This is a genomic window from Hymenobacter sp. DG01 (assembly GCF_006352025.1).
In the GTDB taxonomy this organism is placed as follows: domain Bacteria; phylum Bacteroidota; class Bacteroidia; order Cytophagales; family Hymenobacteraceae; genus Hymenobacter.
This window is the reverse complement of sequence record NZ_CP040937.1, coordinates 23,820-48,087: the sequence shown is the minus strand read 5'-3', so window position 1 is coordinate 48,087 and position 24,268 is coordinate 23,820. Positions and strand designations below refer to the sequence as shown.

The following is a 24,268-nucleotide window of genomic DNA, read 5'->3' as shown; positions in this document are numbered from 1 at the left end:
ATTCTACTGCTACTCTGGCCTCCCTAGCTCGGCGGCTAAGCCCCTTTCCTCCCCTACCGCCCCAGAAATGGCCTTTTCAGCGTCTGCGGGCCTTCCCAGGCCCCGTTCTGGTTTTGACCCGCTGGGAGTACACCCGGGCTATGCTGGAAATCTTATAAGCTCAGCGACTGAATTGTGTACGTGCCGGCACACTGGACGACGGGGTATGCAAATGTTGTAAGCGCAAAGCTCAATTCTGCACATCTATTGGGTACCGAAGCCAGTTTACTTCGTGTTGACCACAACGAGCAACTTACCGCTCCCCACCAACGCTACTACTCGTGGAAACCATACCCGATCATCACCCCACCCCGGCGGCACCCGCCCAGCCGGCGGCGCCCGCTGGCGGCACCGAGACCGCCATGCTTAACATCGAGGGCATGACCTGCGCGTCCTGCTCCAACTTTGTGGAGAAGGCGCTCAGCCGCACGCCCGGCGTGCAGCGCGCCACCGTAAACCTGGCCAGCGAAAAGGCCACCATCGAGTACCTGCCGGGCCAGATTGACCGCGCCGGCCTGAAGGCGGCCGTGGAGCAGGCCGGCTACGGTGTGCACGAGCCGGTCGCGCCGGCTTCGCCCAACGTGCTGGCTTCCGACCAGGAGCTGGACCAGCGCAAGGCCGAGGCCTACCTGAAGCTCAAGCGTCGCTTCCGGGTAGCGGTGGGATTGGCCGTCGTCATCATGCCGCTGAGCATGCTCATGCTCTGGCCCCGGATGATGAACCTGATCCCGACGCCGCTGCTCAACTACGTGCTGCTGGTCCTTACATTGCCCGTGCTGCTCTACAGCGGCCGCGAGTTTTACGTCTCGGCCTGGAATGGCTTCCGGCACCGCACCGCCAGCATGGACACGCTCATCGCCGTGGGCACCGGCGCGGCCTTTCTCTACAGCCTGGCCGCTACGGTGATTCCCCATTGGTTTATGCAGCGTGGCATCATGCCCGAGGTATACTACGACACCACGGCCACTATCATTGCCCTGATTCTGCTGGGCAAGGTGCTGGAGAGCCGGGCCAAGTCCAAGACCTCGGCCGCCATCAAGGCCCTGATGGGACTGCAAGCCAAAACCGCCCGCCTAGTACGGGACGGACAGGAAGTAGACGTGCCCATCGAGCAGGTCGTGCCTGGCGACGAAGTGGTGGTGCGCCCCGGCGAGAAGGTGGCCACCGATGGGGTATTGCTCAGTGGTCACTCGGCCGTGGACGAGAGCATGCTCACCGGCGAGAGCCTGCCGGTGGAAAAGAAGGAAGGCGACCACGTGTTCGGGGCCACCCTCAACAAGACCGGCTCGTTCCGCTTTCGCGTCAGCAAAGTGGGCGCCGAAACCATGCTGGCGCAGATTGTGAAGCTGGTGGAGGAAGCGCAGGGCAGCCGTGCCCCCATTCAGCAGCTGGCCGACAAGGTCAGTGCCGTGTTCGTGCCGGTCGTGGTCATGATTGCCATCGTCACCTTCGTGCTCTGGTTTGATTTCGCCCCCGAGGCCACGCGCCTGCCGCTGGCGCTGGTCAACTTTGTGGCCGTGCTCATCATCGCCTGTCCCTGCGCCCTGGGCCTGGCCACGCCCACAGCCATTATGGTGGGCACCGGTAAGGGGGCCGAGCACGGCGTGCTGATTCGCAATGCCGAGGCCCTGGAGAAAGCGGAGAAGGTGACCACCGTGCTGCTCGACAAAACCGGCACTATCACCCGCGGGGAGCCCAGCGTGACGGACTTCTTGCCCGTCAACGGCGAAGCTACTGACCGCCTGCTGCCCCTGCTGGCCGCTGTGGAGCGCCAGTCGGAGCATCCATTGGCCGAAGCTGTGGTGCGCTACGCCGATGCCCAGGGCGCCGCGGCGCTGACGGCCACCGCGTTTCAGGCCTTGGAAGGCCGTGGGGCCAGTGCCACGGTGGACGGGCAGGCCATTTTGCTGGGCAACCGCCGCCTGCTCGACGAGCACCAGGTGCCGATGACGGCCGCGGCCGAGCAGGCTGCCGCGCAGCTGCTGGACCAGGCCAAGACCGTACTGTACGCCGCGATGGGCGGGCAGGTGGTAGCCCTGATTGGGGTAGCCGATACCGTACGCGACACGTCGGTGGCCGCGATTCGCCATTTGCAGCAACAAGGCATTGAGGTGGTGATGATGACCGGCGACAACCCGCAAACCGCCGCCAAGGTAGCCGAACAGGTAGGCATCAAGCGCTACTTTGCCGAGGTGCTGCCCGCCGATAAGGCCGGTAAGGTGAAGGAGCTGCAAGCCGAAGGCCGCGTGGTAGCCATGGTTGGTGACGGTATCAACGACGCGCCCGCGCTGGCCCAGGCCGACATCGGCCTGGCCATGGGTGGCGGCACTGACGTGGCCATGGAAGCGGCTGGTATCACGCTCATGCGCTCGGATTTGCAGGGCGTGGTCACGGCCATTGACCTCTCGCGCCAGACCATGCGTACGATCAAGCAGAACCTGTTCTTTGCCTTCATCTACAACACGCTGGGCATTCCTATTGCTGCCGGCCTGCTCTTCCCGCTCACCGGCTGGCTGCTCTCGCCCATGCTGGCCGCCGGGGCCATGGCCCTGAGCTCGGTATCCGTCCTTACTAACTCACTGCGCCTGCGCGCTTATAAGCGGACCGCATAAGGCGGCCTTTTCTTTCCTTTTTGTACGTTCCCCTATGGATACCACTCAGCTAATCGTAACCCTGGCAGGCGTAGGCCTGCTAGTCTTTGTCGGCTGGTTTTTCTTTCTGGCCCCGCACCGGGTGGCCGCGGCCGTTTCCTCGTCGGCGGGCATCCAGCAGGTCGACATCATGGTGAAGGGCGGCTACTCGCCTGACGTCATTGAGGTGGAACGCGGCAAGCCCGTGCAGCTCAACTTTTACCGCGATGAGGAAAACAGCTGCTCTGAGGAGCTGCTGCTGCCCGACTTTAACATCCGGCGCGACCTGGCCCCGTTTAAAACTACGGCTATTGAGTTTTTGCCCCAGCAAGCCGGTACCTTTGCTTTCACCTGCGGCATGCACATGCTGCGGGGAAGCCTGGTCGTAAAATGAAAATCGTGACACAGTCCGCCACTTCCACCCTACCGCCCCCCGCGGCCGGGGCAGTGCGCCTCTCCATCCGCAACATGGTGTGCCCCCGCTGCCTGCGGGTGGTGCAGCGCGAGCTGGAGAAGGCCGGGCTGGTGGTGGAAGGCGTAGCCCTGGGGGCGGCTAATGTGCGCATGGCTGATGGCAGTCCAATACAGGAGCACGTGGTGCAGGAAGCCCTGCAGGCCTATGGCTTTGCCCTGGTGGAGGATCCCCGCGATCAGCTGGTAGAGCAGGTGAAGGCTCTGGTGGTAGAGCTGATTCACTACACCCCGGTTGAGCTGCAGCCGTTTCACACCTATTCTCACTTCATCAGCCAGCGGATAGGGCGGTCCTACGCCTACTTGTCACACCAGTTCTCGGTGCGCGAGGGCCTGACGCTGGAGAAGTACATCATTCGCCAAAAGGTGGAGCGCGCCAAGGAGTTGCTCAGCTACCAAGATGAAAACGTAGCCAGCGTGGCCAAACTGCTCGGCTATAGCAGCGCCGCCCACCTGACCAATCAGTTCCGGCAGGTAACGGGCATGTCGCCTTCGGACTACCAGCGCTTAGGGCCGGGCAGCGCCGGGCGCGTGAGCCTTTCCAACCTTGTTTAAAGGTTCAGACTGGAAACTTTACAACGTTTTAGGTTCAATTGTGAGCAAACGGAGGCGGTATTCCACCGTTTAGTCAGGGGTGACACTTTCGTTACCTGTGTACCTAAATCCCTCTTACCATGCTCCGTTCTCTTCGACTTCCCCTGCTTGCTTCTATCCTAGCCTTTGGCACGCTGACTGCGTGCAATAAAGATGATTCTGATGGTCTTGAACTCATCAAGCATGATGAGAGCGTTTACATGCGTAATATGCATGAGAGCATGGCCATGATGGAAGCAATGCCCAAAACGCAAGACCCCGATAACGACTATGCCAGCATGATGATTATGCACCATCAGGTGGCTATTAAAAACAGTCAGGAGGAGTTGAAAAGTGGCAAGGACGCCACTATGAAGCAGATGGCCCAGACCATCATCGACAAGCAGCAGGCGGAAATCGCCCAGTTCAATGCCTTTCTGACGGGCCACCCGGCGCATGCCCCGGCCGTGCCAGAGTTCAATGCTTTGCAGATGATGAATATGATGCAAATGATGAAGGCAGTGGACCTTCGCCCGTTAACCGGCGACCCAGACTTTGATTTTGCACAGCTCATGATTGACCACCATCAGGCCGCCGTGGAGAATTCCGATGCGCTGCTCAAGTACGGCCGCGAGAACACGACCAAGGCCCTGGCCCAGCAAATTATCACGGACCAGAAAATGGAAATCAAGATGCTGCAGGACTGGCTGCTGGCCAATAAAAAATACTAGATGGCTGCTCTCCGGCACCGATGAAAAAGAGTGGCCCCGGTGGGGTCGCTCTTTTATTTTCTCCCTCCCCCTCCTTTTCCCCTGCGTTGCTACACATTGTACTGCATGTGCTGGTGCCCGCAATAGTAGCGCTGGTTTTTTACCGGCCGCGTTGGCACCGAGTTTGGCTGGTTCTGGCGGCCGGCCTGCTATTGGATATAGACCATGTGCTGGCCACGCCCATGTTCGACCCCACGCGGTGCAGCATCAACTTTCACCCCCTGCATACTTACTGGGCCATGGGCATTTACGTGCTCTTGCTCTTTTCGCCCCTGACGCGCGTGTGGGCCGTGGGCTTTTTATTGCATATGGCGCTGGATTATGCCGAATGCTGGCAGCTGGGTATCCGCTGGCCACAGTAAGCGGCCTGGTTCTTTACGCTCCACACTGGCTTTTATGAAGCTCTCCGAAACGCTTTCTTTAGCCTTGCAGCAGTTGCGCAGCCGCGGCTACACCGAAGACTTCAGGTTGCGGTCCGATTATCTGTGCTGCGCGGCCTACGATTTACCGCTCGGGCCCGAGCAGTTTCAGGTCGATGTGGTTTTTCGCTTTGAGAGGCATTCCGACCCAGGTGACCAATCCATTCTGTATGGTTAGACCTGCGGGGCGTGCTGGTAGATGCCTACGGCGTGTATGTTGACCCACTGACAGCCGCCATGGAGGCTAGGCTGCGCCAGCCTCTCCGCTGAAGAGTCTTCTTTTTGGTCTTTTACTTCCTGTCCGTTTTACTTCCCCCCCCTCCCTGATGCACCCAATGTCGGAACCACTGTTTCCGCAGTACCTGCTGTGGATTTGGTTTACCTTAACCGCCCTTTCCGTAGCCTACGTGGCCTGGGACCTGTTTACCCGCACCCCGGAAATGAAGGTGATGAAGTGGGGCTGGGTGCTGGTGACGCTCTACACCGGGCCGGTGGGCCTGCTCATTTACTGGTTTTCCTGCCGCGAGCCGGCCCCCGACACCCACGAGCAGTTTGTAGCCCCACTGTGGAAGCAAACCGTCGGCTCCACTATCCACTGCCTAGCCGGCGACGCCACCGGCATCATTGCGGCAGCCATCATTACCAGCTGGCTGCGCTTGCCCATGGGCATTGACATCTGGGTGGAGTACGCCGCCGGCTTCTTGTTTGGCTTACTTATTTTCCAGGCATTGTTTATGAAAGACATGCTGGGGGGGAGTTATAGTAAGGCCATACGGGCCTCTTTTTACCCCGAATGGGTGTCCATGAATGCGGTCATGGCTGGCATGATTCCAACTATGGTTATCCTGATGACCCGCGACATGACGGCTATGGAGCCTGCCTCCGTACGCTTCTGGGGGATTATGTCACTGGCCACCCTGGTAGGAGCCCTCACGGCTTACCCCATCAACTGGTGGCTCGTGAAAAAACAGCTTAAGCACGGCATGGGCACCGAGCGTGCTCTTGGCAAAGGTGGCCCGCCACCCGAGCGCGCCACTGACCCCGCCATCACAGCTCGCACCGCAGCCTCTGCCGCCCACGCCGCGCACATGCGCGTAGCCGCTGATGCTTCAGCGCCGGGCGGTCAGCACGCTACTGGCCACCACAACATGGGCGGTCAGCATATATCGGCATCCCGCAAGGCTGCGGTAGCCTTGCTCTCCCTGCTCCTGCTGGCCGTGGGATATTACCTGGCAGCGCAGTACGGGGACCTGTCGATGCGGCCGGGTATGCCAATGGATGCAATGCCCGGGATGGACATGCCCGGACACCAGATGTAGCCGCCATTTCGCGAAATGCCGGGACCCGCGCCGGAAGCATGATGATTGGGCCCGGACTTCTGTGCAACTTAGCTACTGTATTGGTTCTACTCCCTTTTTATGTCTGCCGCCCTACCGCCCCTTATCCAATCGTACAAAGCCGATTCTGAATCCGTTTACAACACCTGGTTTATCAACAACGAGGAACGGTTAAAGGCTTTTCGCTCCATCCGGCGCGGGGTACAGCAGGTGGTCAAGGACATTAAGGCCGGTAGCTTCGGCAACGATTTCAAGGGCACGTCGCTTGAATTTGTGCTCAGCGTCATCAGCGAGCAAAAGCAGGTGTTTCAGGGCGCGGCCCACCCCTTCTACTGGAAGCCCAAGCTGCGCATTCCCGACATCTACGAGCACGAGGACAACAAGCGCGCCTTCGGGCAATTTCTGGAAAGCTGTCTGGCCGCCACCACCGAGCAGCAACTGCTGCGCGAAATAGACTTGCTGGACCGCCGCAAAATCAAGGGGCTGGGCCCGGCCGTAGCCAGCATCCTGTATTTCCTGCACCCCACCTTGATGCCACCCTGCAACACGGCCATTGTCAACGGCTTCAACGCCCTGTTCGGGGAGAAAATCAAGTTGGGCTCCTGGCCGGAGTATCTGCGCATGCGCGAGCGGCTACGCGACCTGAACCAGGAGCACCGTCAGCACCTGAGCCTGGACTACGGGGCGCTGGCGGGCTTGCTCTTCGACGTGGGCGTGAAGAAGATGATTGCCGGCGACCAGCAGTTTGCCAGCGACGAGGACCGCGATAAGTACCAGCAGCAAGCCCGCAAGCGCCACCAGGAGGTGCAGACCGAGGCCCAGGAGCAAAACCAGCACACCCAGATGCAGCACCACCTGCTGCGCATCGGCAAGGCCCTGGGCTGCGACGTGACCACGGCCATCAACGACCGTAACCGCTTGTGTCACGGCCAGAAGCTGTCATTTCTCTGCCTCGACCAGCACCCCGAGCTGCCGGTACCGGCCGACGTGGCCACCACTATTCGCCTCATTGATGTGGTGTGGTTCGCACCGGGCACCAACCGGGTGATAGCCGCTTTCGAGGTGGAGAAGAGTACCAGCATCTACTCGGGCATTCTGCGGCTGACGGATTTGGCGTTTTCCATGCCCGAGCACGAAACGGCCCTCTACTTAATAGTGCCTGACGCCCGAGAGAAGGAAGTGCAGGCCCAACTCTCGCGCCCGGCTATTCGGGCCGCTGGCGCAACCATCCACTACATTCTGTTCTCCGAACTCAGCCAGCACTGTGAGGCCTTGTGCAAGTTTGGCGACACGCCGTCGGCCATGCGCAAGATTGCGCGGACGGTTATTTAAACAGTAGCTGGTTTCATCTTATATGAGCATTACAAAACTCTACCTTTTCTCCAAAAACACCGATGCTACTTTTGGTGTGAGGGGCTTTCAGTATCAAATTATCAAGACCCTTCAAACTTGGTTAACTAACTACCTGAACAATGTAGATGAGGTTATCTATTGCGACTATGAAGAAGACATTTTCCAGCGAAACGATAGCATCAAGAATGCCAAGTTCAGGCAGGTAAAGCTGTACAAAACAAACTTTTCCTTCAAGAGTGAAGAGGTGCAAAAGGCAATTGCCCACTTCTTTATGCTGCATGTTAAGTCTGACTATCAGGACTGGAACAAGGAATTTGTATTTGAAGCCAATTCGAGCGTATCCGCCAGCCGAGGAGATAACGAAGCTGACTTGCTACAGCGCTGGGCGGCAGGCCAGGCTAGCCCATCCGGCGAGCTTTTGGCCGAGTGCAGTGCCAAAGTAAAGTCGTTTGTAACGGCGTATATCAAGGCCCAAGCAGCCAAGCTTGCCGAGAGCGAAGACCCTGCTACGATTGCCGATGCGCTGCTGGTACTTTCGAAAATTCAGGAAAAGGAATGGCAAGACTTCACCCGCTGCATCCGTTGGGAGTTTGCGGGAATTGACCCCAGCGTCGAGTTCGCCTCGGCCTTAACGGGGGTGGAGGACTTGGTGAAAGAACTGCCCTTTAAACTTTCGGATAGCCGCCAACACGCCCTGATTGGCATTCTGCATCAGGTAGTCTCGCTGAAATCAGCGGCACCGGACCCGGCCGACCGAGCCCTTACGCTGGCCGAAATGGAGCACCATATCCTGGCAGGCGGCTCAGCCGATGAACAATGGTATTTGGGTGTGTTTGAAAAGTGGCAACCTGCGGCACCTGCAGGAATGCTTTATCCAGGAGAGTTGCTGGAGATAATCAACGCCGCAAATTATTGCCGTTGGGAGGATAGCCTTGCTGGGCACACCGGTTTTTGGCAGGCCATGCTGCGCGGCTATATCAGCCAGAAAAAGGCCTTGCCCAGCCTGCGGCGGAGTGCCGTGTATGAGTACCTTTTTCTTCAGATGCGGCCCACTGGCTACTTTACGCCGCCGAGTGGGACCATGCAGGGCAGCGAGGAGTATATCCGGTTTTATTTCGAAGATTTCCGTGTTTTCAAGGACCCTGCTGAGTTTGAAAATGCGCAAAGCCTGCTGTTTCTGGTCGTCAGCGCTTACCGGCTCCGCCGCACCGGCGTCAACAAGGCAGAAATTATCGCGTGGCTTAAAGGCTTTGGTGATGCCTTAGCTGATGCGCTGGCCACGGCTCCCACACCCAGCGCGCGCTGCCGACTGCTGACGTGTCACATTGCCAATCAATTCTTCGCTATCAGGTCCCACAACGTGGCCGAGAAAATAGCTGCCTTGCAGCCCCTGGCGAAGGAGTTAGTGGCCCAGCTGCCTCGGGCAGACCACTTCAATGTTACCCACCTTAGCGAACAGCTGGATGTATACACCCTGATTTTGGTGAGGGCCGGCCTCATCGAATACGAGCCGATGATTGACGAATTGCGGGAAATCAACCTGCAGCTTGCGCCGTTTGTGGACGAGCGCAGCGGTGCTCACCGCCGGGCAAAAGCGTTGGTAGCAAAGGGTGCCGAATATTTACGCCAAGACAAGCCGGCTTATACGTTGTTGGCGCTTCGTGATTTTCACAGCGCCAAGGATTTATGGAATAACAAAGAAGCGGCCGAAGGCTTTATGCTGGCCCTGCGGCAAATAGCGCACCTCTATCTGTCGTTAGGCTTGAACCTGGCCGCGAAATATTATGCGCTTGGTGCTGCGTGGGTGTGTGCCCAAAGCGACGGAGGCAAGTTGTCGGCGCAGGTACCCGAGGCCCTTGCCCTGGTTTTTCACGCTGATTTTCAGCAAGGTGCCTGGCTGGGTGCGACGGCCAATTTTGAAGGCTATATCCAAATGCGCTATAGCCTCGACCCGGAAGAGCTGGATTTGAGAAAAGAACCTACCGCGCTGCATGCCGTGGGAGAATTCTCTTTGCTCGTATACGCAGCCCCACAGGTGTCCGCTTCATTTAACGACTTGGTTCAAAAGCAGCTCGATTCCTACCCAGCGGAAATACGGGATCAGTTGATAACTCCTTGCCTGGAGTCTTACCGGGCGAACGTACCAGCAGCGGAACTGCCTCAACTCTTGACCCGGAAACTTATCGACTCGCCGCTCAGCGATGGGGGAGCGGAGCGAACCATTGTATTTCGCGCTCTGGGCTCGCTGTGGCGCCTTACTTTCTCTAATACATACCGGGTGGTACCCATGGCCGAGGAGTTTGCCGCCCAGCTACAAATCCTGGTAGCGGAAGTGGCCCTTTCAAAAGTCGACTTCCACCTCCCCAAGGGAGAGGTGGAGCTACACCTGACCGATGCCAAAAAGTGGCGGGCTCCTAAGCGGCTCCCTTCCAACAAGCGATACGCGTGGGAAATAGCGCTGCGGCACTTTGACAGTCCCGACCCGGAACAAATCAAGCGAGCGACCGTGAATGTTTCGGCCACTTTAATGGCCGTTCTCGACGAAATGAGTGTGCTGCCGCATGCTGAGTTTGAGGCGGCTTACGTAGCCCTGTTTGAAAAAAGCGGCTTGGCTACCAAAAACTTATTTGCGAATGCCTACCAACGCATGTACCGGTATTTCCTATCTGCTAAACGGTATAATGCGCTGCGGCATAAAAATCACAAAGCAGGATCTGCGTTGCCAGGATCTGCGTTGCCCAGCTTGCCGGCTGAGCGCGAGGCGCTGCAATGGAGAAGCGACATCAGCAGTAAGTACAGCCGCGAGCAAGCCATCGACCACATCCGGCAACGGTTCAGAGGTAGCACCCGCTGCATTCATATCACCCTGACACGGTTGAAGCAGCGCGCTGGCTACGACGAGTGGCTGCAAAAGCTTCGTGAGGAAGGCTGGCTGGATTGGCAGATTGTTCAAGCCATGGCCAACTACATGCTTACGTACAAGGTCACCCGGCAACTCAAGGCTCGAAAATTCGCCTCTGCGGAAGAGTATGAGCACGCGCTGCGGGTTGGCATGGGGAAGATGTCGCAATTAGATGAGCAGGAATGCTATACCGTCTTTCCGCTAGAAGCATTCAAAACCAAAGAATTCAGCGACCAGCTGGAAATGGATGCGTTGTTTGTGTTGCGGTCGTACGGACTGGAAAACAAGTCTCAGACGCCAAACTTTGAGGCTATCCGGGATTTACTGTCCGTCCGCTTTCGGCTGCAGGCCGACAATACGGACGAGGACAACCCTTTTCTGCTAACTACAGGTGACAATACTGAATTCGTCAATCGACTGATTGAGAAGGACTGGGCGAGTGCCCGTTCGGTACGTTTTGTGAGCGATTCGGACAATCCCGCAGAACCTGCGGCCATCGTTCTGGTATTTGCTCAGCACCACCAAGGGATAGATGGCTATGAGTTGCTGCTGGATTTCTATCAGAATAATCAAGCTTCGATCGGCCTATCTACCGTTGGAGCGCGCATGAACTTATCCATCGAGACGGAGGGCGTACAAGAATCTCTTGTACTAAGAAACCTGGTTTATAGGCCCGAAGAGTTGGCAGCTTTCCAAGCAAATGTACCTGCTGACTCGAGTTTCATGTTTATGGTTGGTTTTGAGCATCAAGCTGAGCTGATTATGAGTGCTTCTCGGGAGCCTTTCTCCCCCCTTCTCATAAAAGACTATCAATACGAAGGGCCAACCACTTCAAACCAGATTCGCTGACTGTCCTGATTGTAGCAGCAGCATATTGTTGAGAGGAACTGATTGTTGCTGGCGTACTGGGTAGTTGATGAAGGCAGTATAACACAACACGTTCTACCGAGCAAAATAGAAATGAAAGTGTTGTACAGACGCAACAAACGCGGTATATTTGGCCGTCTTTGTTGCGTCTGTACAACATGAATTGGTATTCTCTTTCCGACTTGGCCATCCTGCGCGAACTGGGCAGCAGCCTGCGCCAAATTCGGCTCAACCGCAACCAGTCCCAACAAGCGGTGGCCGAGGCCGCAGGCATCGACCGGGCCACCCTGAGCCAGATTGAGCACGGCCGTCCCACCTCGCTGCTCACCTTCGTGCAGCTGCTGCGTACGCTGGAGCAGCTCGATTTGCTGGATACATTGGTGACCAAAGCGGAAATCAACCCCCTCGCGCTGGCCCGCCTCGCCAAAAAGCAGCGCCGCAACGCCTCGCCGGCTTCATCCACGCCGCCCCCGCCCCCACCCGCTGAATGGTAGATCTCGCTTTTGTTCGCTTGTGGGGCCAGTTGGTCGGCGCCGTGCGCTGGGACGCGGCCCGGTCGTTGGCCACGTTTGCCTACGACCCCGGCTTTGTGAAGTCCGGCTTGAACGTGGCGCCGCTGCAGATGCCGCTGACGGCCCGCGCCGGCCAGGTGTATTCCTTTCCCCGCCTCAACCCCGACACCTACCACGGCCTGCCCGGGCTGCTGGCCGACGCGCTGCCGGACCGGTTCGGCAACCAGCTCATCGACGCCTGGCTGGCCACGCAGGGCCGCGCCGCTACGGACTTCTCGCCGGTGGAGCGCCTGTGCTACATCGCCAACCGCGGCATGGGTGCCCTGGAATTCGAGCCCCAGGTGGGCAACGTGGCCGGGGCGGGGGCTGAGCCCGTGGAAGTGGCTGCCCTGGTCGAGCTGGCGCAGCAGGTAGTGGGCCAGCGCGAGGCCTTCCACGTCAACCTGCGCGACGAGAAGGCCGACGGACTGGCGGCCCTACTAGCTGTAGGAACCTCGGCCGGTGGCGCCCGGCCCAAGGCCATCATTGCCTTCAACGAAGACAGTGGCGAGGTGCGCTCGGGCCAGGTAAAGGCCCCGCCCGGCTTTGGCTACTGGCTGCTCAAGCTGGACGGCGTGCGCGACCAGGCCCTGGCCGACCCCCAGGATTTCGGGCGGCTGGAGTACGCCTACTACCTCATGGCCACTGCCAGCGGCCTGCAGATGAGCGAGTGCCGCCTCTACGAGGAAGGGCCGCGGGCCCACTTCATGACCCGGCGCTTCGACCGCACGGCCACGGGCGAAAAACTGCACGCGCAGACCCTGTGCGCGCTGGCCCACTACGACTACAACCAGCCCGCCGCCTACTCCTACGAGCAGGCCTTTCAGGTCATGCGCGACCTGCGCCTGCCCTACACGGCGGCCGAGCAGTTCTACCGGCGGATGGTGTTCAACGTGGTGGCCCGCAACCAGGACGACCACACCAAGAACATCTCGTTTTTGATGGACGCCGCCGGGCAGTGGCAGCTAGCCCCGGCCTACGACGTGGCCTATGCCTACCAGCCCGGTAACCGCTGGACCAGCCAGCACCAGATGGCCCTGAACGGCAAGCGGGACGGCTTCACCCGCGCCGACCTGCGGGCCGTGGCCCGGGAGATGAACATCCGCGGGGCCGACGAGCTGATAGACGACGTGCTGCAACAGGTGGCACGGTGGCCAGAGTTTGCCGCCACGGCCGGCATGAGCGAGGACCGTACTGCCGCAATTGCCAGTGCGCACCGGCAAGTAAAGTAGTTGGGAGCCGGTCCCTTGTTGGATAAACCAAGGAAGAATTCTGACCCGTAAGGGTAGTCCGGTTTTTCAATGCGGCCGGTTGTGGAAGTAGTCTTGAGTCTTCCTTGCACGCTGAAGCAGCTATTCAATAACGGACAGTCAACTACTCACTATACCTCATCTTTGTCTTACGCTAATTATTTAAGCGTTTGCTTAAATAAGAAAACAATAACTTTGTATAAACTCAAAGTTATGGCTGCTTCCTGCATCCGCGTCTTTGCTGACGCCGCCCACATTGAACACAGCAAGCAGCGTCTGGCTGCAGCTGCGCCGGGCATCGAAGCCATGGCGGCCGTGCTCGCGCTGGCCGGCAACGAGGTGCGGTTGAAGATGCTGTTTCTGCTGCTCGACCAGCAGCTGTGCGTGTGCGACCTGGCCGATGTGCTGCAGATGAATGTGTCGGCCATCTCCCAGCACCTGCGCAAGCTCAGGGACGGCGGGGTGATTCAGGCCCGCAAAGTGGGCCAGACCGTGTTTTACTCGCTGACCCCCGCGCATCAGCCATTGGTGCAGTCGCTGCTATCATCCGTTTCACCCGCCTTGACTGCCGCTGCCGTATGAACCAGCCCGCTTTCACTTCCTCCAAGTCCCTGGCCAGCACGGGCGTGCTGGCGGCGCTGGCCGCCTCGCTGTGCTGCATCACCCCCCTGCTGGCCATCATTGGTGGGCTGGGCGGCGTCGCCTCCACTTTCTCGTGGCTGGAGCCCCTGCGTCCTTACCTGGTGGCCCTGACGGTGGGCGTGCTCAGTTTTGCTTGGTACCAACAACTCAAGCCCGCGCCCGTGGCGGCCGATGACTGTGGCTGCCCCGTGCCGGCTAAACCTTCCTTGATGCAGTCACGCGGCTTTCTGGCCAGCGTGACGGTGCTGGCCGGCCTGCTGTTGACCTTTCCCTACTACAGTGCGCGGTTCTACCCGTCGGCGGCACTCAAACCGGTGACAGCCACCAATACGGCGCCGGTGTGGCAAACGAGCTCCTACCGCATCGGGGGAATGACCTGCGAGGCCTGCGCCCGCCACGTGGAGCACGACGTGCAGCAGCTGCCGGGCGTGCAGAGCGTGCGCGTGTCCTATGACCAGGGCACGGCCCAGGTGCGCTATAATGCCGCCGTGACGCCCGTGGCCCAGATTGAAAAGGCCATCAACGGCACCGGCTATTCGGTGCTGAATCCTTCCCGCTAAATGCTCCCGGCTATGATTTCCCTCACGCCTTCTGCCCCTACCCCCTTGGTCACGCTGACGTCGGTGCTTACCTGTCCGGTTTGCCAGCATGCCCAAGCTGAGCAGATGCCCACCGACGCCTGCCAGTGGTTTTACGAATGCACCAGCTGCCACACCGTGCTCAAGCCCCTGGCCGGCGACTGCTGCGTGTTCTGCTCCTACGGCACGGTGCCTTGCCCGCCCATTCAGGAGCAGGGCACAGGGGCCTGCGGCTGCTGCTAGATGCCTTTCCTTCGCCTACTCACTCCTTTACCTTTCCATCTCATGAAAAATCTCCTGCTTGCCCTGACCCTGTTTGCCACCATCAGCAGCGCCGCGGCCCATGACGGCAAACCCGGCAAAAAGAACAAAAAAGCGGTTAAAGAAGCCACCATGCAGTGCTCGAAGGACGAGAAGCCCGGGGCCAGCTGCTGCGCCAAAAAGCCAACCACGGCCGCCGTGGTGACCCCGGCTGCTGCGGAAGCCGTTAAAAAGTAGGCTTCTTAGGCAGCGGTTACCATGCGGCCGCATGGACGCAAAAAAGCGCCTGACTCGTGAGGTAAGGCGCTTTATTGTTTGGATAGTCTGCCCCCATTACGCCTGCGCAGCCACGCTGTTCCCGTCGTACCAGCGGCGCCGAAACCAGAAGGCTAGGTTGACCAGTGCAATTAGTGCCGGCACTTCAATCAGCGGCCCGATTACGCCCGCAAACGCCTGCCCCGAGTTGAGCCCGAACACGCCAATGGCCACCGCAATGGCCAACTCAAAGTTGTTGCCCGTCGCCGTAAAGGCAATGCTGGCATTCTCGGCGTAATCGGCCCCCAGGTACTTGCCCGCCGCGAAGCTGAGCACGAACATGATGCCGAAGTACAGGGCCAGCGGCAACGCAATGCGCAGCACGTCCAGCGGCACCTGCACGATGGCCTCCCCCTTTAGGCTGAACATGACCACGATGGTCAGCAGCAGTGCCACCAGCGTAATCGGGCTAATCGCGGGAATAAAAACCGTTTCGTACCACTCGTTGCCTTTCAGCCGGCGCAGAACCAAGCGCGAGAGAAAACCCGCCGCGAACGGAATGCCCAGGTACACCAGCACGCTCTGCGCAATGTCCCAAATACCGATGTTCACCGCGTAGCCTTTCAGCCCGAAGTAGGGCGGCAACACCGTGATAAACAGCCAGGCCAGCACCGAGTAAAACAGCACCTGAAAAATGGAGTTCAGCGCTACTAGCCCGGCCGCGTATTCCCGCGAGCCGTCGGCCAGGTCGTTCCATACCAGCACCATGGCAATGCAGCGGGCAATGCCAATGAGAATCAGGCCCATCATGTACTCGGGCTTGTCGGGCAGCAGCCAGATAGCCAGAAAGAACATCAGCAGCGGGCCGAGTATCCAGTTCAGGAACAGCGAGAGGCCAATGATGCGCGTGTTCTTGAACACCGTCGGCAGCTGCTCATACTTCACCTTGGCCAGTGGCGGGTACATCATCAGAATCAGCCCTACGGCCAGCGGCACGTTCACCGTGCCCACCGAGAAGTAGTTGATAGCCCCGTTGATGCCCGGCACCATATAGCCCAGGGCCACGCCCAGCGCCATGGCCAGGAATATCCACAGGGTCAGCCCCCGGTCTAGGCCCGAGAGTTTCTTTTCCGCCAGCGCGGCCGGAGCCGGCGCGGCGGGCAAATGTTGATTCAAAGTCGTCATAAAAAGCAGTTGTATTAAGCGATGCCGACGGTCGGGCTGCGCCGCTCCATCTGCACCGTGTTGCGCCACACGCCGTGGTGCTGGCCGATTCGTTCGCGGTGCCCAATCACCCGGAACCCCGCCTGCGTGTGCAGGCCGATGCTGGCTTTATTCTCTTCAAACGTGCCGGCCTGCAGCGTCCAGATGCCATGAGCTTCCGAATCCGCAATCAGGGCCTGCAGCAGCTGCCGGCCCACGCCTTGGCCCCGCGCCTCGGCCCCGATGTAGATGCTGATTTCGGCCACCCCGCCGTACACGCAGCGGCTCGATACCGGCGAGAGCGCCGCCCAGCCCAGCACCGTGCCAGCCTCGTCCACCGCCACCAGCCGGCTATGGCCCAGGTGGGCGGTATCCCATGCTTCCCAGGCCGGTGCCTGCGTTTCAAACGTGGCATTTCCCGTCGCAATGCCAGCTTCGTAAATGGCCTTTACCGCCGGCCAGTGCGCGTCCGTCATCGGAATAATCGTCATGGCAGAATCCGTTTAATAGGCGTTACGGAGCATGTCCGCGTATTCGTTGGGCAGCGGCGAGGCCTCGACGGCCTGCGCTGCCTTCTCCACGTCGTACTCAACCCGCACCAGCTCCGAGCGCACACTGTTAGGGTCCGTCAGCTGGGTGTTTTCGTCCAAGTGCAGCAGTTGGTAAGCGGCCCGCGGGTCGCCGTCCTTGGGCTTGCCCACCGAGCCAATGTTGAGCGCGTGGCGGTAGCGGGTTTCACCCTCGTGCTCGTAGGCAAACGTGCGGTGATAGGGCTTGTGGGTGTGCCCAAATAGCAGGATGTCGGCGTTGGCATCGGCCAGCACCCGCAGGAAGCTGGCCTCGGGCCGGTCCTCGAACAGGTACTCGTTAATTTTGCGTGGGGAGCCGTGCACCATCAGCAGGCTCAGCGTGTAGGGCTCCTCCTGAAAGTCCAGCCGCATGTGCTTGGGCAGGTAGCGTAGGTAGCGCCGCTCGTCCGGGCCGACGATGTGATTCGTGTACGCAATGCTCTGCGCACCCAGTCCCTTTTCCACATCGGTTTTGTAGGCGCAGCCGCAGTTCTCGCTGGCCAGCCCGATGCCCTGGTCGTAGTTGCCGGCCAGCGTCGGGATGCCGCGCCGCCTCACCTCGTTCACCACCTCGTTGGGCCAGGGGGCGTAGCCCACCAAGTCGCCCAAACAAAAAATCATGTCGGGGCGGCGCTGCTCCATATCGGCCAGCACCGCTTCCAGCGCCGGCAGGTTGCCGTGCACGTCGGAGAAAAAGGCAATTGTCATCAGAAACGAAGAAGAAATGCGGGGATTTAAGCAAAACGGCGCTGCCCTGTAGGGTAGCGCCGTTAAGAGCGGTTAGCAGCACCCGCCGCCTGGGGTGCAGCAGGCGGTTTGCAGTTGCGGGAGCGCAATCTGGTGTTCCGCAATGCCGCAGGCATCCTGTGCCAGGCAGGCCGTCTGTTTGGGCGTCAGCACGAAGTCCGTGCCGTCGAACGCAAGGCCGAATTTGCCAATGGTGTCCTGCTGGTATTCTACCTCGATGTCCAGGTCCTCGCTGCCGAGAATCTTCTCCGAGAGCTTCAGAATGTGCAGGAATTTCTGTGGGGCCAGTCGGTGGTCGTAGTCGCCGGCTTCCCACAGCTGAAAGTTGGCCACGGTTTCCCGACGTTCTACGCCGCCGCAGTCGATGAAATGCTTGCTCACTAAGCCTACTTCCGTCACGTGGAAGTGGGATGGCAGGTAATCGCCGGTGGGCAGGCGGAAGTTAACGGCGTCGAGTCCGGCCAGGGACTGCTTCATTTCGGAGATTTTCATGGGTTGGAGCGGTTTGGTGAAGGATATGGTTAGCAGCCACAGGCGTCGGCCGGCCCGCAGGCCGCGCTCGTCGTGGCCTCGATGAAAAAGGCCGTGAATTGCTGGTGCACCTGGCGCAGCAGTTCGGTATTCAAACAGTAACAGACGGTGAGGCCATCAATTTCCCCGCGAATCAGGTCCAGGGCTTTCAGCTCCTGCAGGTGCTGAAAGACGGTGGTGCGCGAGAGCGGCAACTCCGCCGCAATGTCCCCGGAAATGCAGGTTTGCTTACTGGCCAGCAACTGAATGATGGCCACCCGGGCGGGGTGAGCCAGGGCTTTGGCCACGCGGGCCAGCTGCTGTTGCTCAGTCGTAAAGGCCGTGGTTTTCGCGGTTGTCATAAAGAGGTCAGTAACTATGTCGTAAATATACGACATAGTATGTCGCAAGTTTACGACATAAGGAAAATATTTTTCACAAGGCCAAAAAAAAGCCTGAGCCGGCGCCGCGCAACTGCATGGACGACACGGCTCAAGCCTATTTCAAGCGAATGACTAGCTACCTATTTTTTGGTGCAGCAAGCGGGCACACCTGCCAACGTGCAGGCCGTGCCCTTGTCCGGGCAGTTTTTCACCAAGGGGCACTCGGGGGTGCCTTTCAGGGGGCAGTCGGCAGCGGTCGGGCTGGTAAAGCCGAACAGGACACCGCCAGAGAGCAGCACCGCAGCACTGAACATCAACGCTTTGCCTTTCCTGGCTGGGTGGTTAAAACGCAACAGCCCGGCCCAGCGGATGATGTTAGCGGGAGAACGGACCGGGCGCCGTTAAGTAAAAGCGTTGCGTCGGTTAGGCTTTCTCGGCCTGGAACCCGGCGTCGGCCACAAGCGCCAGGACCTGCGCCTCGCTTAGGTCGGTGGTCACGGTTAGCACCTTGCTAGGGTTCTCCGTGTCCACTTGCCAGGAGGCAATGGCAGGCTCCCCGTTCAGAGTGGGTGTTACCGCGCGGACGCAGTTGGCGCAGTTGATGTTGGTGGTAAAGCGAAGCGTATTCATGGGAGAAAGGAAGGTGGGGCCAGCAGTGGCCGCTTCAAATAGATAACAGCACGCATGATGGGGGAGTGCGCGCAAATAGTGCAGAATTGAGCGATGGAGTTGCAGGATTTCGCTTCCCCACCGCCCCTGCATAGTAGGGCAGTGTCTTAGCCGTCGAGCAGATTGATGAACACCCGCACGTAGTAGCCGCTCACAAACAGCAGGGCGATGCCGCTCACCAGCTGAATGCCCCGCCGCCAGCGGGTCGACTGCGCCAGCGCCGTCAGCGACTTGGCAAACACGCCGGCCAGCAGGAACGGCAGGCCCCGCCCGATGCCAAAGGCCAGGGCTAGCAGCAGCCCCCGCCCCACGCTGGCCTGCCCCGCCGCCACGGCCAGCAGCAGCAGCAGCGGCGCGGCCGAGGTGCCCAGGCTGAAGATGAAGCCGTACACGAACGTGCCGCTCAGCCCCGGCTTGCGCAGGGTTTGCAGCTGGTGGGGCTTCAGGTAGGGCCCGTAAAACGCCACGACCGCGGCCAGCAGCGAAATGCCCGCCATGGCCAGGGCCCAGTACCGCCCGAAGGACTCGGTCAGGATGACCCCCAGCCGGCCGGCCACGGCCCCGAGCACCGTCAAACTCATCACGATGCCCAGGAAGAAAGCCACCGCCACGGGCAGCCCACTGCGCTTGCTGGCCGTTTCGGAGTTCGTGCTCACCAGGCCCGCCAGCCCCAGGCCCACGGGCAGCGAGCACGGGCACACGCTGCAGGCCACCACGCCGGCCATTACGGCCAGCAGCGCGGAGACACCCGGGCCCCCGGCCAACGAAGCGGCCGATTGGTGCAGGAAATCTTCTAAGCTCATTTGCCGGTGACGGTGGTCAGCGCGCCGGCCTTGTAGCCCTTGGCGTTGACAGCGGCCTGAATCTGCTCCGGCTTCACCTTTTGGGGGTCGTAGGCCACCGTGGCCGTGCGCTGCTCCAGGCTCACGGCGACCGTTGAGATGCCATCGAGGCCCTTGAGGGTTTGCTTGACGTTGGATACGCACGAGCCGCAGGACATGCCTTCGATGGGCAGCGTGGCGGTGGTGTAGCCCACGAGCTGGGCGGGTGTTTTAGCCGCCGGCGCTGCCTGCGAAGGCGTTTGCTGCCCGCAGGCCGTCGTGGCCAGGCTCAGGGTAAACAGGGCGCCCAGCAGGACGGATTTGGAAGCATTGAATGCGAACATGGGGAGGGAATGTTGAAGTAGTGAAACGGAGAAGACTGGTTGGCGCTCCGGTTAAGCCGGAGCCCGGGTTTCGGATTTAAACAAGTGGGTAGCAGCCAGAGCCAGCCCCGCTTCAAACACGGTGAAAGCGAGCAGTGCGGCGGGCAAGCCAGCTCGCAAGGCTTCGCCGAACAGCCAGCTGCCAAGCCCAAAGCCCACAAACAGGGCGAACACGTTCAGGCCCATGGCTTGCCCGGGCCGCTCCTTGCCCACGTCGGTAACAATGGCGGCCAGCAGCGGCTGCGTCAAATCGTAGCCCAGGGAAAGCACCGTCACGGCCAGCACGGCAACTGCCAGTGGCAGGTCAGCCCGCAGCAGCAACGTGGCCAGGGCACTGAGGGCCAGGCCGGCCGGAATTAGCCAGCGCCGGCCCCAGCGGTCGGCTAGTCGCCCGATGAACGGCCCCAGCAGAAAGCCCGGCAGGCCGTAGCCCACCAGCGCCAGCCCGATGCCGATTTCACCCAGCCCAAAGCGTTGCTGGAAATACAGCGCTAACCAGGTAAACACGCCGCCGTGGAAAATGCTGTTCAACAGTACGTAGACGTAGGTACGTGCCCCGCGCCCGCTGCCCAGCAGCTGCCCGTAGCCCGCCACCACGGCCCGCCAGGGGGACGGCGCGGCGGGCGGCGGAGCCGGGGTGGTCGGAGGCACCAGGCTCCGCCGAACAACGAACCAGACGAGCAGGCCCGCGGCGGCCACGCCCAGAAACAGGGCCCGCCAGCCCACGTAGGGTTCCAGCAGCACGCCCAGCGTAGAACCAAACGCGCTGCCGCCAGCCATGGCCCCAAACAGCCAGCCCAGCGCCCGGCCGCGCTCGCCGTAGGCAAAGCGCTTGCTCACGAGCACCAGCGCCATGGGCACCACGCCGCTTGCGCCCAGGCCGGTGACCAGCCGCCAGCCCACTAGGGCGCTGGCCGAGGACGCCGTGGCCGTCAACGCCGTCAGTGCTACGAAAGCCAGCAAACTGCCGAGCAGGATGCGCGGCGGCCCCAGCCGGTCGGCCAGCAGGCCGTAAAACAGCGTAGCCACGCCGTAAGGAATTAGGTAGGCGGGCACCGCCAGCCCCACCGCCTGTGCCTCCACCCCGAAGAGCGTGGCCAAGCGCGGAATCAGAGGCGCCACCATGTAGGCCTGGAAAAAGACCACGAACGTGGCCGCTGCCAGGGCCCACAGCAACCGCGGCGACGAAGCCACCGCGGCGGCCGTTGTGGGAAGGGGTGTCGCTGCTACGGGCTTCATACTTCCACGGCGGTAAAGCCGGATTCGGCCAGCGCTTCCACTAGCTGCTGCTGCTTGACTTGCCCTGGCTGGTACTGCACGTACACCTGCTTCTGCGCCACCTTCGGTTTCACTTCCTGCACACCGGGCAGCTTGGTGAGCTTGGCACTGATGGCCCCCGCGCAGCCCTCGCAGACCATGTTGGGCACGCTGAATTCCACTTGGGCCAGCGTGCTTGCCTCGGGGGGAGTTTCCTGGCCTCGGTCCAGCTTAATAGTGCGGATGCGCAGCGTGTTGAGCAGGATGGCGAAGATGCTGAATATCATCACCGCAATGGCCAGCACGGGGGTAATGTAGCCCAGCGCCGCCAGGCTCATGCCCACCACGTTGAAGAGCACGGCCACGAGCACGTTGCCGGTCATGGTCCGGTAACTGGCCTTGCCCAGCACGAGGGCGTTGACCACGTCGTCCAACCGGTCGCCGATGAGGATGACGCCGGCCGACTCGATGGCCACGTCGGTGCCCGCCCCGATGGCAATGCCCACCTCGGCCTGCGCCAGGGCGGGGGCATCGTTGATGCCGTCGCCGACCATGGCCACTTTGCGGCCCTGCGCCTGCAGCTTTTCAATGACGGCCACCTTGTCGGCCGGCAGCAATTGAGCGTGAATCTCGTCGATGCCCAACACCCGACCGATGGCCTGCGCCGCGCCGTTGGCGTCGCCGGTAAGCATGACCGTGCGGATGTTCTGCTGCGCCAACCGGGCCATAACGTGCTCGGCACCCCGGCGGGGCGTGTCCTGCAGCGCCACCAGGGCCAGCACCTCGCTGCCCCGGGCCAGCACCACCACGGTTTTGCCGGCCGCGTCGAGGGCCGCCAATCGGCTCTGCACGGCGGCGCTAAACGTTACGCCGCGCTCCTGAATAAACCCGGGCTTGCCGGCTAGCACCTCCGCGCCGCTGACCAGGGCCGAAACGCCCTTGCCCGGCGTGGCGCGGAACTGCTCGGTGGCCAGCTCCACCGCGCCTTCTTTCTTGGCAAAGAAACCGATGGCCTGCCCCAGCGGGTGCTCGCTCTGCCGTTCCACGGCGGCTAGCAGCGCCAGCGCGTCCAGGCGCTCGCCCTTAATCACTTCCACGTCGGTGACCGTGGGCCGGCCGTAGGTGAGCGTGCCGGTTTTGTCGAACACCAGCGTATCGACAATGGAAAGGCCATAAAACACCTCGCTGGCTTTCACCAGCAGGCCGATGGAAATGCCCTTGCCGCCGGCAATGGCCGCGAGCATGGGCGTGGTGATGCCCAGGGCGCAGGGGTAGCCCATGATGATGGTCGTCACCAATGCAAGCGTCGCTTTATTATAGTCGCCGGTCAGCAAGGCCCAGGCCGCAAAGGCCAGGCCCGCCACGATAAAGACTACGGGGCCGTAGTAGTTCATGAGCTTGTCGGCCAGCAGCTCCACCGGGGGTTTGCGCTCGGCAATCTGGCTCATGAGCCGCACGACCTGGTTGAGGAAGGAATCCAGACCCACCTTGGTCACGCGCACCTGCAGGGCGCCGTCCAGGTTCAGCGTGCCGCCGATGACTTTGGACCCCGCTTCCTTGGTGGCCGGCACCGACTCACCGGTAAAGCTCGACTCGTCCACGCTGGCCTGCCCCGACACCACTTCGCCGTCCAACGGCAGCCGCTCGCCGGGGCGCACCTCCACGAGTTCGCCCACGGCCACGTCGCTGGTGAGCACGTCCACGGCCTGGTCGCCGCGTATCACCCGCGCCCGCGGCGGCTGTAGGCTGAGCAGCTTGCGCACAGCCTCGGAGGCCTTTTTGCGGGTGTCGAGCTTGAAATAGGCGAAGAACAGGTGCAGCGACATCAGCCAGGCGGCCACGGGCAGGAAGTTGGGCCAGCGCGCATCCGTCAGCGACAGGCTGCCGATGATGAACGAGCCCCAGGCGCCGGCCGAGAGTAGCACGTTGGCGTTGATGACCCGCTGGCTCAGGGCCATGAGCGTCTTGCGCAGGATGGGGTAGCCCACCCAGAACAGCACCACCAGGGCCACCGCCAGGCTGAAATAGCCACGGGTTTGCGTCGGCAGGCCGAAAAGGTTGAGCGGGTCCACCAGCAGGTCGATAGCCGAAAGCACCATGCCGATGGTGCCGCGCTGCTTGATGACCTCGAACAGGTCCTCGTCATTTTTGTACTGCTGCGTTTCGGTGGCCGAGACGGTGTAGCCGAGCTTTTCCACGGCCACCGCCAGCTCCTCCCGGCTCATCTGCGCCGTGTCGGCCTCGACGAGCACGATGCCGTGCACGAGGTTGACCATGACGCTGTTCACGCCGGGGTTGCGCTTCAGGGCCGACTCAACGCTCATCGTGCAGAACGAGCACATGAGCCCCGAGACTTTCATTTGCACCATTTCGGTTGCCATAACTCACAGGGTAAGGGAGCCACTGGCCGCTTATGAGCATGGCCGGCAGCCGGGAAAGAAGGGCGTTCCATCAGGGACTGGTCCCCGGGAAAGCAAGCAGATATGGGGAAGGGTGCTACGCGGCGGGTTCCGCCGTCACGGGGGCCCCTTTGCCGATTCCGGCGGCCTCCAGGGCTTCTTTGGTGATGCCGCCGCCCTGGCAGCAGGCCAGCAGGGCGCCGTTCACGGCCACGGCGGGCAGGGTTTGCACGCCCAGCAGGCGGGCCCGGCGCAGAGCCGGGTTGCCGGCAGCCGTTTCGGTCAGGTTGTGGGTGATGATGTCGCAGCTGCCGCAGGCGGTGCTTTTGACCAATTCCACCACGGGGTTGCACAAGGGACAGCCGGCGGTGAATACTTCGATGATGCGTTTCATGGGGAAAGGGTTAGCGAAAACAGTAAGACAAAGCT

The 24,268-nt window shown here is 60.8% G+C and carries 26 protein-coding genes; 15 read left to right on the top strand and 11 right to left on the bottom strand.

The genetic code is table 11. The features are described 5' to 3' along the window. Positions 1 to 320: 320 nt before the first annotated feature. The 15 genes from FGZ14_RS20440 to FGZ14_RS20370 all read left to right on the top strand — a co-directional run bounded on the left by FGZ14_RS20440 (position 321) and on the right by FGZ14_RS20370 (position 14,880). A complete protein-coding gene (locus FGZ14_RS20440; protein WP_308217184.1) occupies positions 321 to 2,651 on the top strand; it encodes a heavy metal translocating P-type ATPase in 2,331 nt (776 codons plus the stop codon). 34 nt (positions 2,652 to 2,685) lie between these two features. Continuing rightward, positions 2,686 to 3,063 (top strand): cupredoxin domain-containing protein, encoded by a 378-nt coding sequence (locus tag FGZ14_RS20435; protein WP_135532977.1) that lies wholly within the window; start codon positions 2,686 to 2,688, stop codon positions 3,061 to 3,063. Beyond that, positions 3,060 to 3,695 (top strand): AraC family transcriptional regulator, encoded by a 636-nt coding sequence (locus tag FGZ14_RS20430; RefSeq protein ID WP_135532979.1) that lies wholly within the window; start codon positions 3,060 to 3,062, stop codon positions 3,693 to 3,695. Before FGZ14_RS20435 ends, FGZ14_RS20430 begins: the two co-directional genes overlap by 4 nt. A 119-nt stretch (positions 3,696 to 3,814) precedes the next feature. Beyond that, complete coding sequence (locus tag FGZ14_RS20425; protein ID WP_135437014.1) at positions 3,815 to 4,444, top strand: DUF305 domain-containing protein; 630 nt, start codon at positions 3,815 to 3,817, stop codon at positions 4,442 to 4,444. A gap of 86 nt (positions 4,445 to 4,530) precedes the next feature. Then, the gene (locus FGZ14_RS20420) at positions 4,531 to 4,845 is read left to right on the top strand and encodes a DUF6122 family protein (RefSeq protein ID WP_139926190.1); all 315 of its coding nucleotides are present in this window, start codon (positions 4,531 to 4,533) and stop codon (positions 4,843 to 4,845) included. 34 nt (positions 4,846 to 4,879) lie between these two features. Beyond that, entirely contained in the window at positions 4,880 to 5,080 is a 201-nt protein-coding gene (locus tag FGZ14_RS20415; protein WP_257883436.1) for a hypothetical protein, read from the top strand. 157 nt (positions 5,081 to 5,237) lie between these two features. After that, positions 5,238 to 6,221, top strand: a complete 984-nt coding sequence (locus tag FGZ14_RS20410) for a DUF4396 domain-containing protein (protein ID WP_257883435.1) — start codon at positions 5,238 to 5,240, stop codon at positions 6,219 to 6,221. A gap of 99 nt (positions 6,222 to 6,320) precedes the next feature. Beyond that, the gene (locus FGZ14_RS20405) at positions 6,321 to 7,571 is read left to right on the top strand and encodes a hypothetical protein (RefSeq protein ID WP_139926187.1); all 1,251 of its coding nucleotides are present in this window, start codon (positions 6,321 to 6,323) and stop codon (positions 7,569 to 7,571) included. Positions 7,572 to 7,593: 22 nt separating this feature from the next. After that, complete coding sequence (locus FGZ14_RS20400) at positions 7,594 to 11,343, top strand: dsDNA nuclease domain-containing protein (protein WP_139926185.1); 3,750 nt, start codon at positions 7,594 to 7,596, stop codon at positions 11,341 to 11,343. Positions 11,344 to 11,519: 176 nt separating this feature from the next. Next, entirely contained in the window at positions 11,520 to 11,855 is a 336-nt protein-coding gene (locus tag FGZ14_RS20395) for a helix-turn-helix transcriptional regulator (protein WP_125433335.1), read from the top strand. After that, on the top strand, positions 11,849 to 13,144 hold the full coding sequence (locus FGZ14_RS20390) for a type II toxin-antitoxin system HipA family toxin (protein ID WP_139926184.1): 1,296 nt from the start codon (positions 11,849 to 11,851) through the stop codon (positions 13,142 to 13,144). The genes FGZ14_RS20395 and FGZ14_RS20390 overlap by 7 nt, the downstream gene beginning before the upstream one ends. 231 nt (positions 13,145 to 13,375) lie before the next feature. Next, the gene (locus FGZ14_RS20385; RefSeq protein WP_139926183.1) at positions 13,376 to 13,744 is read left to right on the top strand and encodes a metalloregulator ArsR/SmtB family transcription factor; all 369 of its coding nucleotides are present in this window, start codon (positions 13,376 to 13,378) and stop codon (positions 13,742 to 13,744) included. Then, the gene (merTP, locus tag FGZ14_RS20380; protein ID WP_139926182.1) at positions 13,741 to 14,364 is read left to right on the top strand and encodes a mercuric transport protein MerTP; all 624 of its coding nucleotides are present in this window, start codon (positions 13,741 to 13,743) and stop codon (positions 14,362 to 14,364) included. The genes FGZ14_RS20385 and merTP overlap by 4 nt, the downstream gene beginning before the upstream one ends. 12 nt (positions 14,365 to 14,376) lie before the next feature. After that, entirely contained in the window at positions 14,377 to 14,625 is a 249-nt protein-coding gene (locus FGZ14_RS20375) for a GDCCVxC domain-containing (seleno)protein (RefSeq protein WP_052381937.1), read from the top strand. Between the two features lie 42 nt (positions 14,626 to 14,667). After that, positions 14,668 to 14,880: a hypothetical protein gene (locus tag FGZ14_RS20370; protein WP_044019220.1), complete on the top strand. Its 213-nt coding sequence runs from the start codon at positions 14,668 to 14,670 to the stop codon at positions 14,878 to 14,880. A gap of 96 nt (positions 14,881 to 14,976) precedes the next feature. Here the strand turns inward: FGZ14_RS20370 and arsB are convergent, their stop codons facing one another. The 11 genes from arsB to FGZ14_RS20315 all read right to left on the bottom strand — a co-directional run bounded on the left by arsB (position 14,977) and on the right by FGZ14_RS20315 (position 24,233). Then, a complete protein-coding gene (arsB, locus tag FGZ14_RS20365; RefSeq protein ID WP_052381916.1) occupies positions 14,977 to 16,083 on the bottom strand; it encodes an ACR3 family arsenite efflux transporter in 1,107 nt (368 codons plus the stop codon). Positions 16,084 to 16,097: 14 nt separating this feature from the next. Then, positions 16,098 to 16,592, bottom strand: a complete 495-nt coding sequence (locus FGZ14_RS20360; RefSeq protein WP_044019218.1) for a GNAT family N-acetyltransferase — start codon at positions 16,590 to 16,592, stop codon at positions 16,098 to 16,100. Between the two features lie 12 nt (positions 16,593 to 16,604). Continuing rightward, positions 16,605 to 17,378: a metallophosphoesterase gene (locus FGZ14_RS20355; RefSeq protein WP_135437021.1), complete on the bottom strand. Its 774-nt coding sequence runs from the start codon at positions 17,376 to 17,378 to the stop codon at positions 16,605 to 16,607. 72 nt (positions 17,379 to 17,450) lie between these two features. Continuing rightward, a complete protein-coding gene (locus FGZ14_RS20350; RefSeq protein WP_044019216.1) occupies positions 17,451 to 17,909 on the bottom strand; it encodes a DUF6428 family protein in 459 nt (152 codons plus the stop codon). A gap of 29 nt (positions 17,910 to 17,938) precedes the next feature. Next, positions 17,939 to 18,289 carry a helix-turn-helix transcriptional regulator gene (locus FGZ14_RS20345; RefSeq protein WP_044019299.1) on the bottom strand — a complete coding sequence of 117 codons (351 nt, stop codon included), beginning with the start codon at positions 18,287 to 18,289 and terminating at the stop codon, positions 17,939 to 17,941. A gap of 444 nt (positions 18,290 to 18,733) precedes the next feature. Then, the gene (locus FGZ14_RS20340) at positions 18,734 to 18,940 is read right to left on the bottom strand and encodes a heavy-metal-associated domain-containing protein (RefSeq protein WP_125433329.1); all 207 of its coding nucleotides are present in this window, start codon (positions 18,938 to 18,940) and stop codon (positions 18,734 to 18,736) included. A gap of 146 nt (positions 18,941 to 19,086) precedes the next feature. Beyond that, positions 19,087 to 19,782 (bottom strand): cytochrome c biogenesis CcdA family protein, encoded by a 696-nt coding sequence (locus tag FGZ14_RS20335; protein WP_125433328.1) that lies wholly within the window; start codon positions 19,780 to 19,782, stop codon positions 19,087 to 19,089. Continuing rightward, a complete protein-coding gene (locus tag FGZ14_RS20330; RefSeq protein WP_125433327.1) occupies positions 19,779 to 20,144 on the bottom strand; it encodes a heavy-metal-associated domain-containing protein in 366 nt (121 codons plus the stop codon). The genes FGZ14_RS20335 and FGZ14_RS20330 overlap by 4 nt, the downstream gene beginning before the upstream one ends. Before the next feature lie 51 nt (positions 20,145 to 20,195). Next, positions 20,196 to 21,422, bottom strand: a complete 1,227-nt coding sequence (locus FGZ14_RS20325) for an MFS transporter (protein ID WP_125433326.1) — start codon at positions 21,420 to 21,422, stop codon at positions 20,196 to 20,198. Next, positions 21,419 to 23,821 (bottom strand): heavy metal translocating P-type ATPase, encoded by a 2,403-nt coding sequence (locus FGZ14_RS20320; RefSeq protein ID WP_135437022.1) that lies wholly within the window; start codon positions 23,819 to 23,821, stop codon positions 21,419 to 21,421. Before FGZ14_RS20320 ends, FGZ14_RS20325 begins: the two co-directional genes overlap by 4 nt. A 115-nt stretch (positions 23,822 to 23,936) precedes the next feature. Then, positions 23,937 to 24,233, bottom strand: a complete 297-nt coding sequence (locus tag FGZ14_RS20315) for a glutaredoxin (protein ID WP_135437023.1) — start codon at positions 24,231 to 24,233, stop codon at positions 23,937 to 23,939. Positions 24,234 to 24,268: the final 35 nt, after the last annotated feature.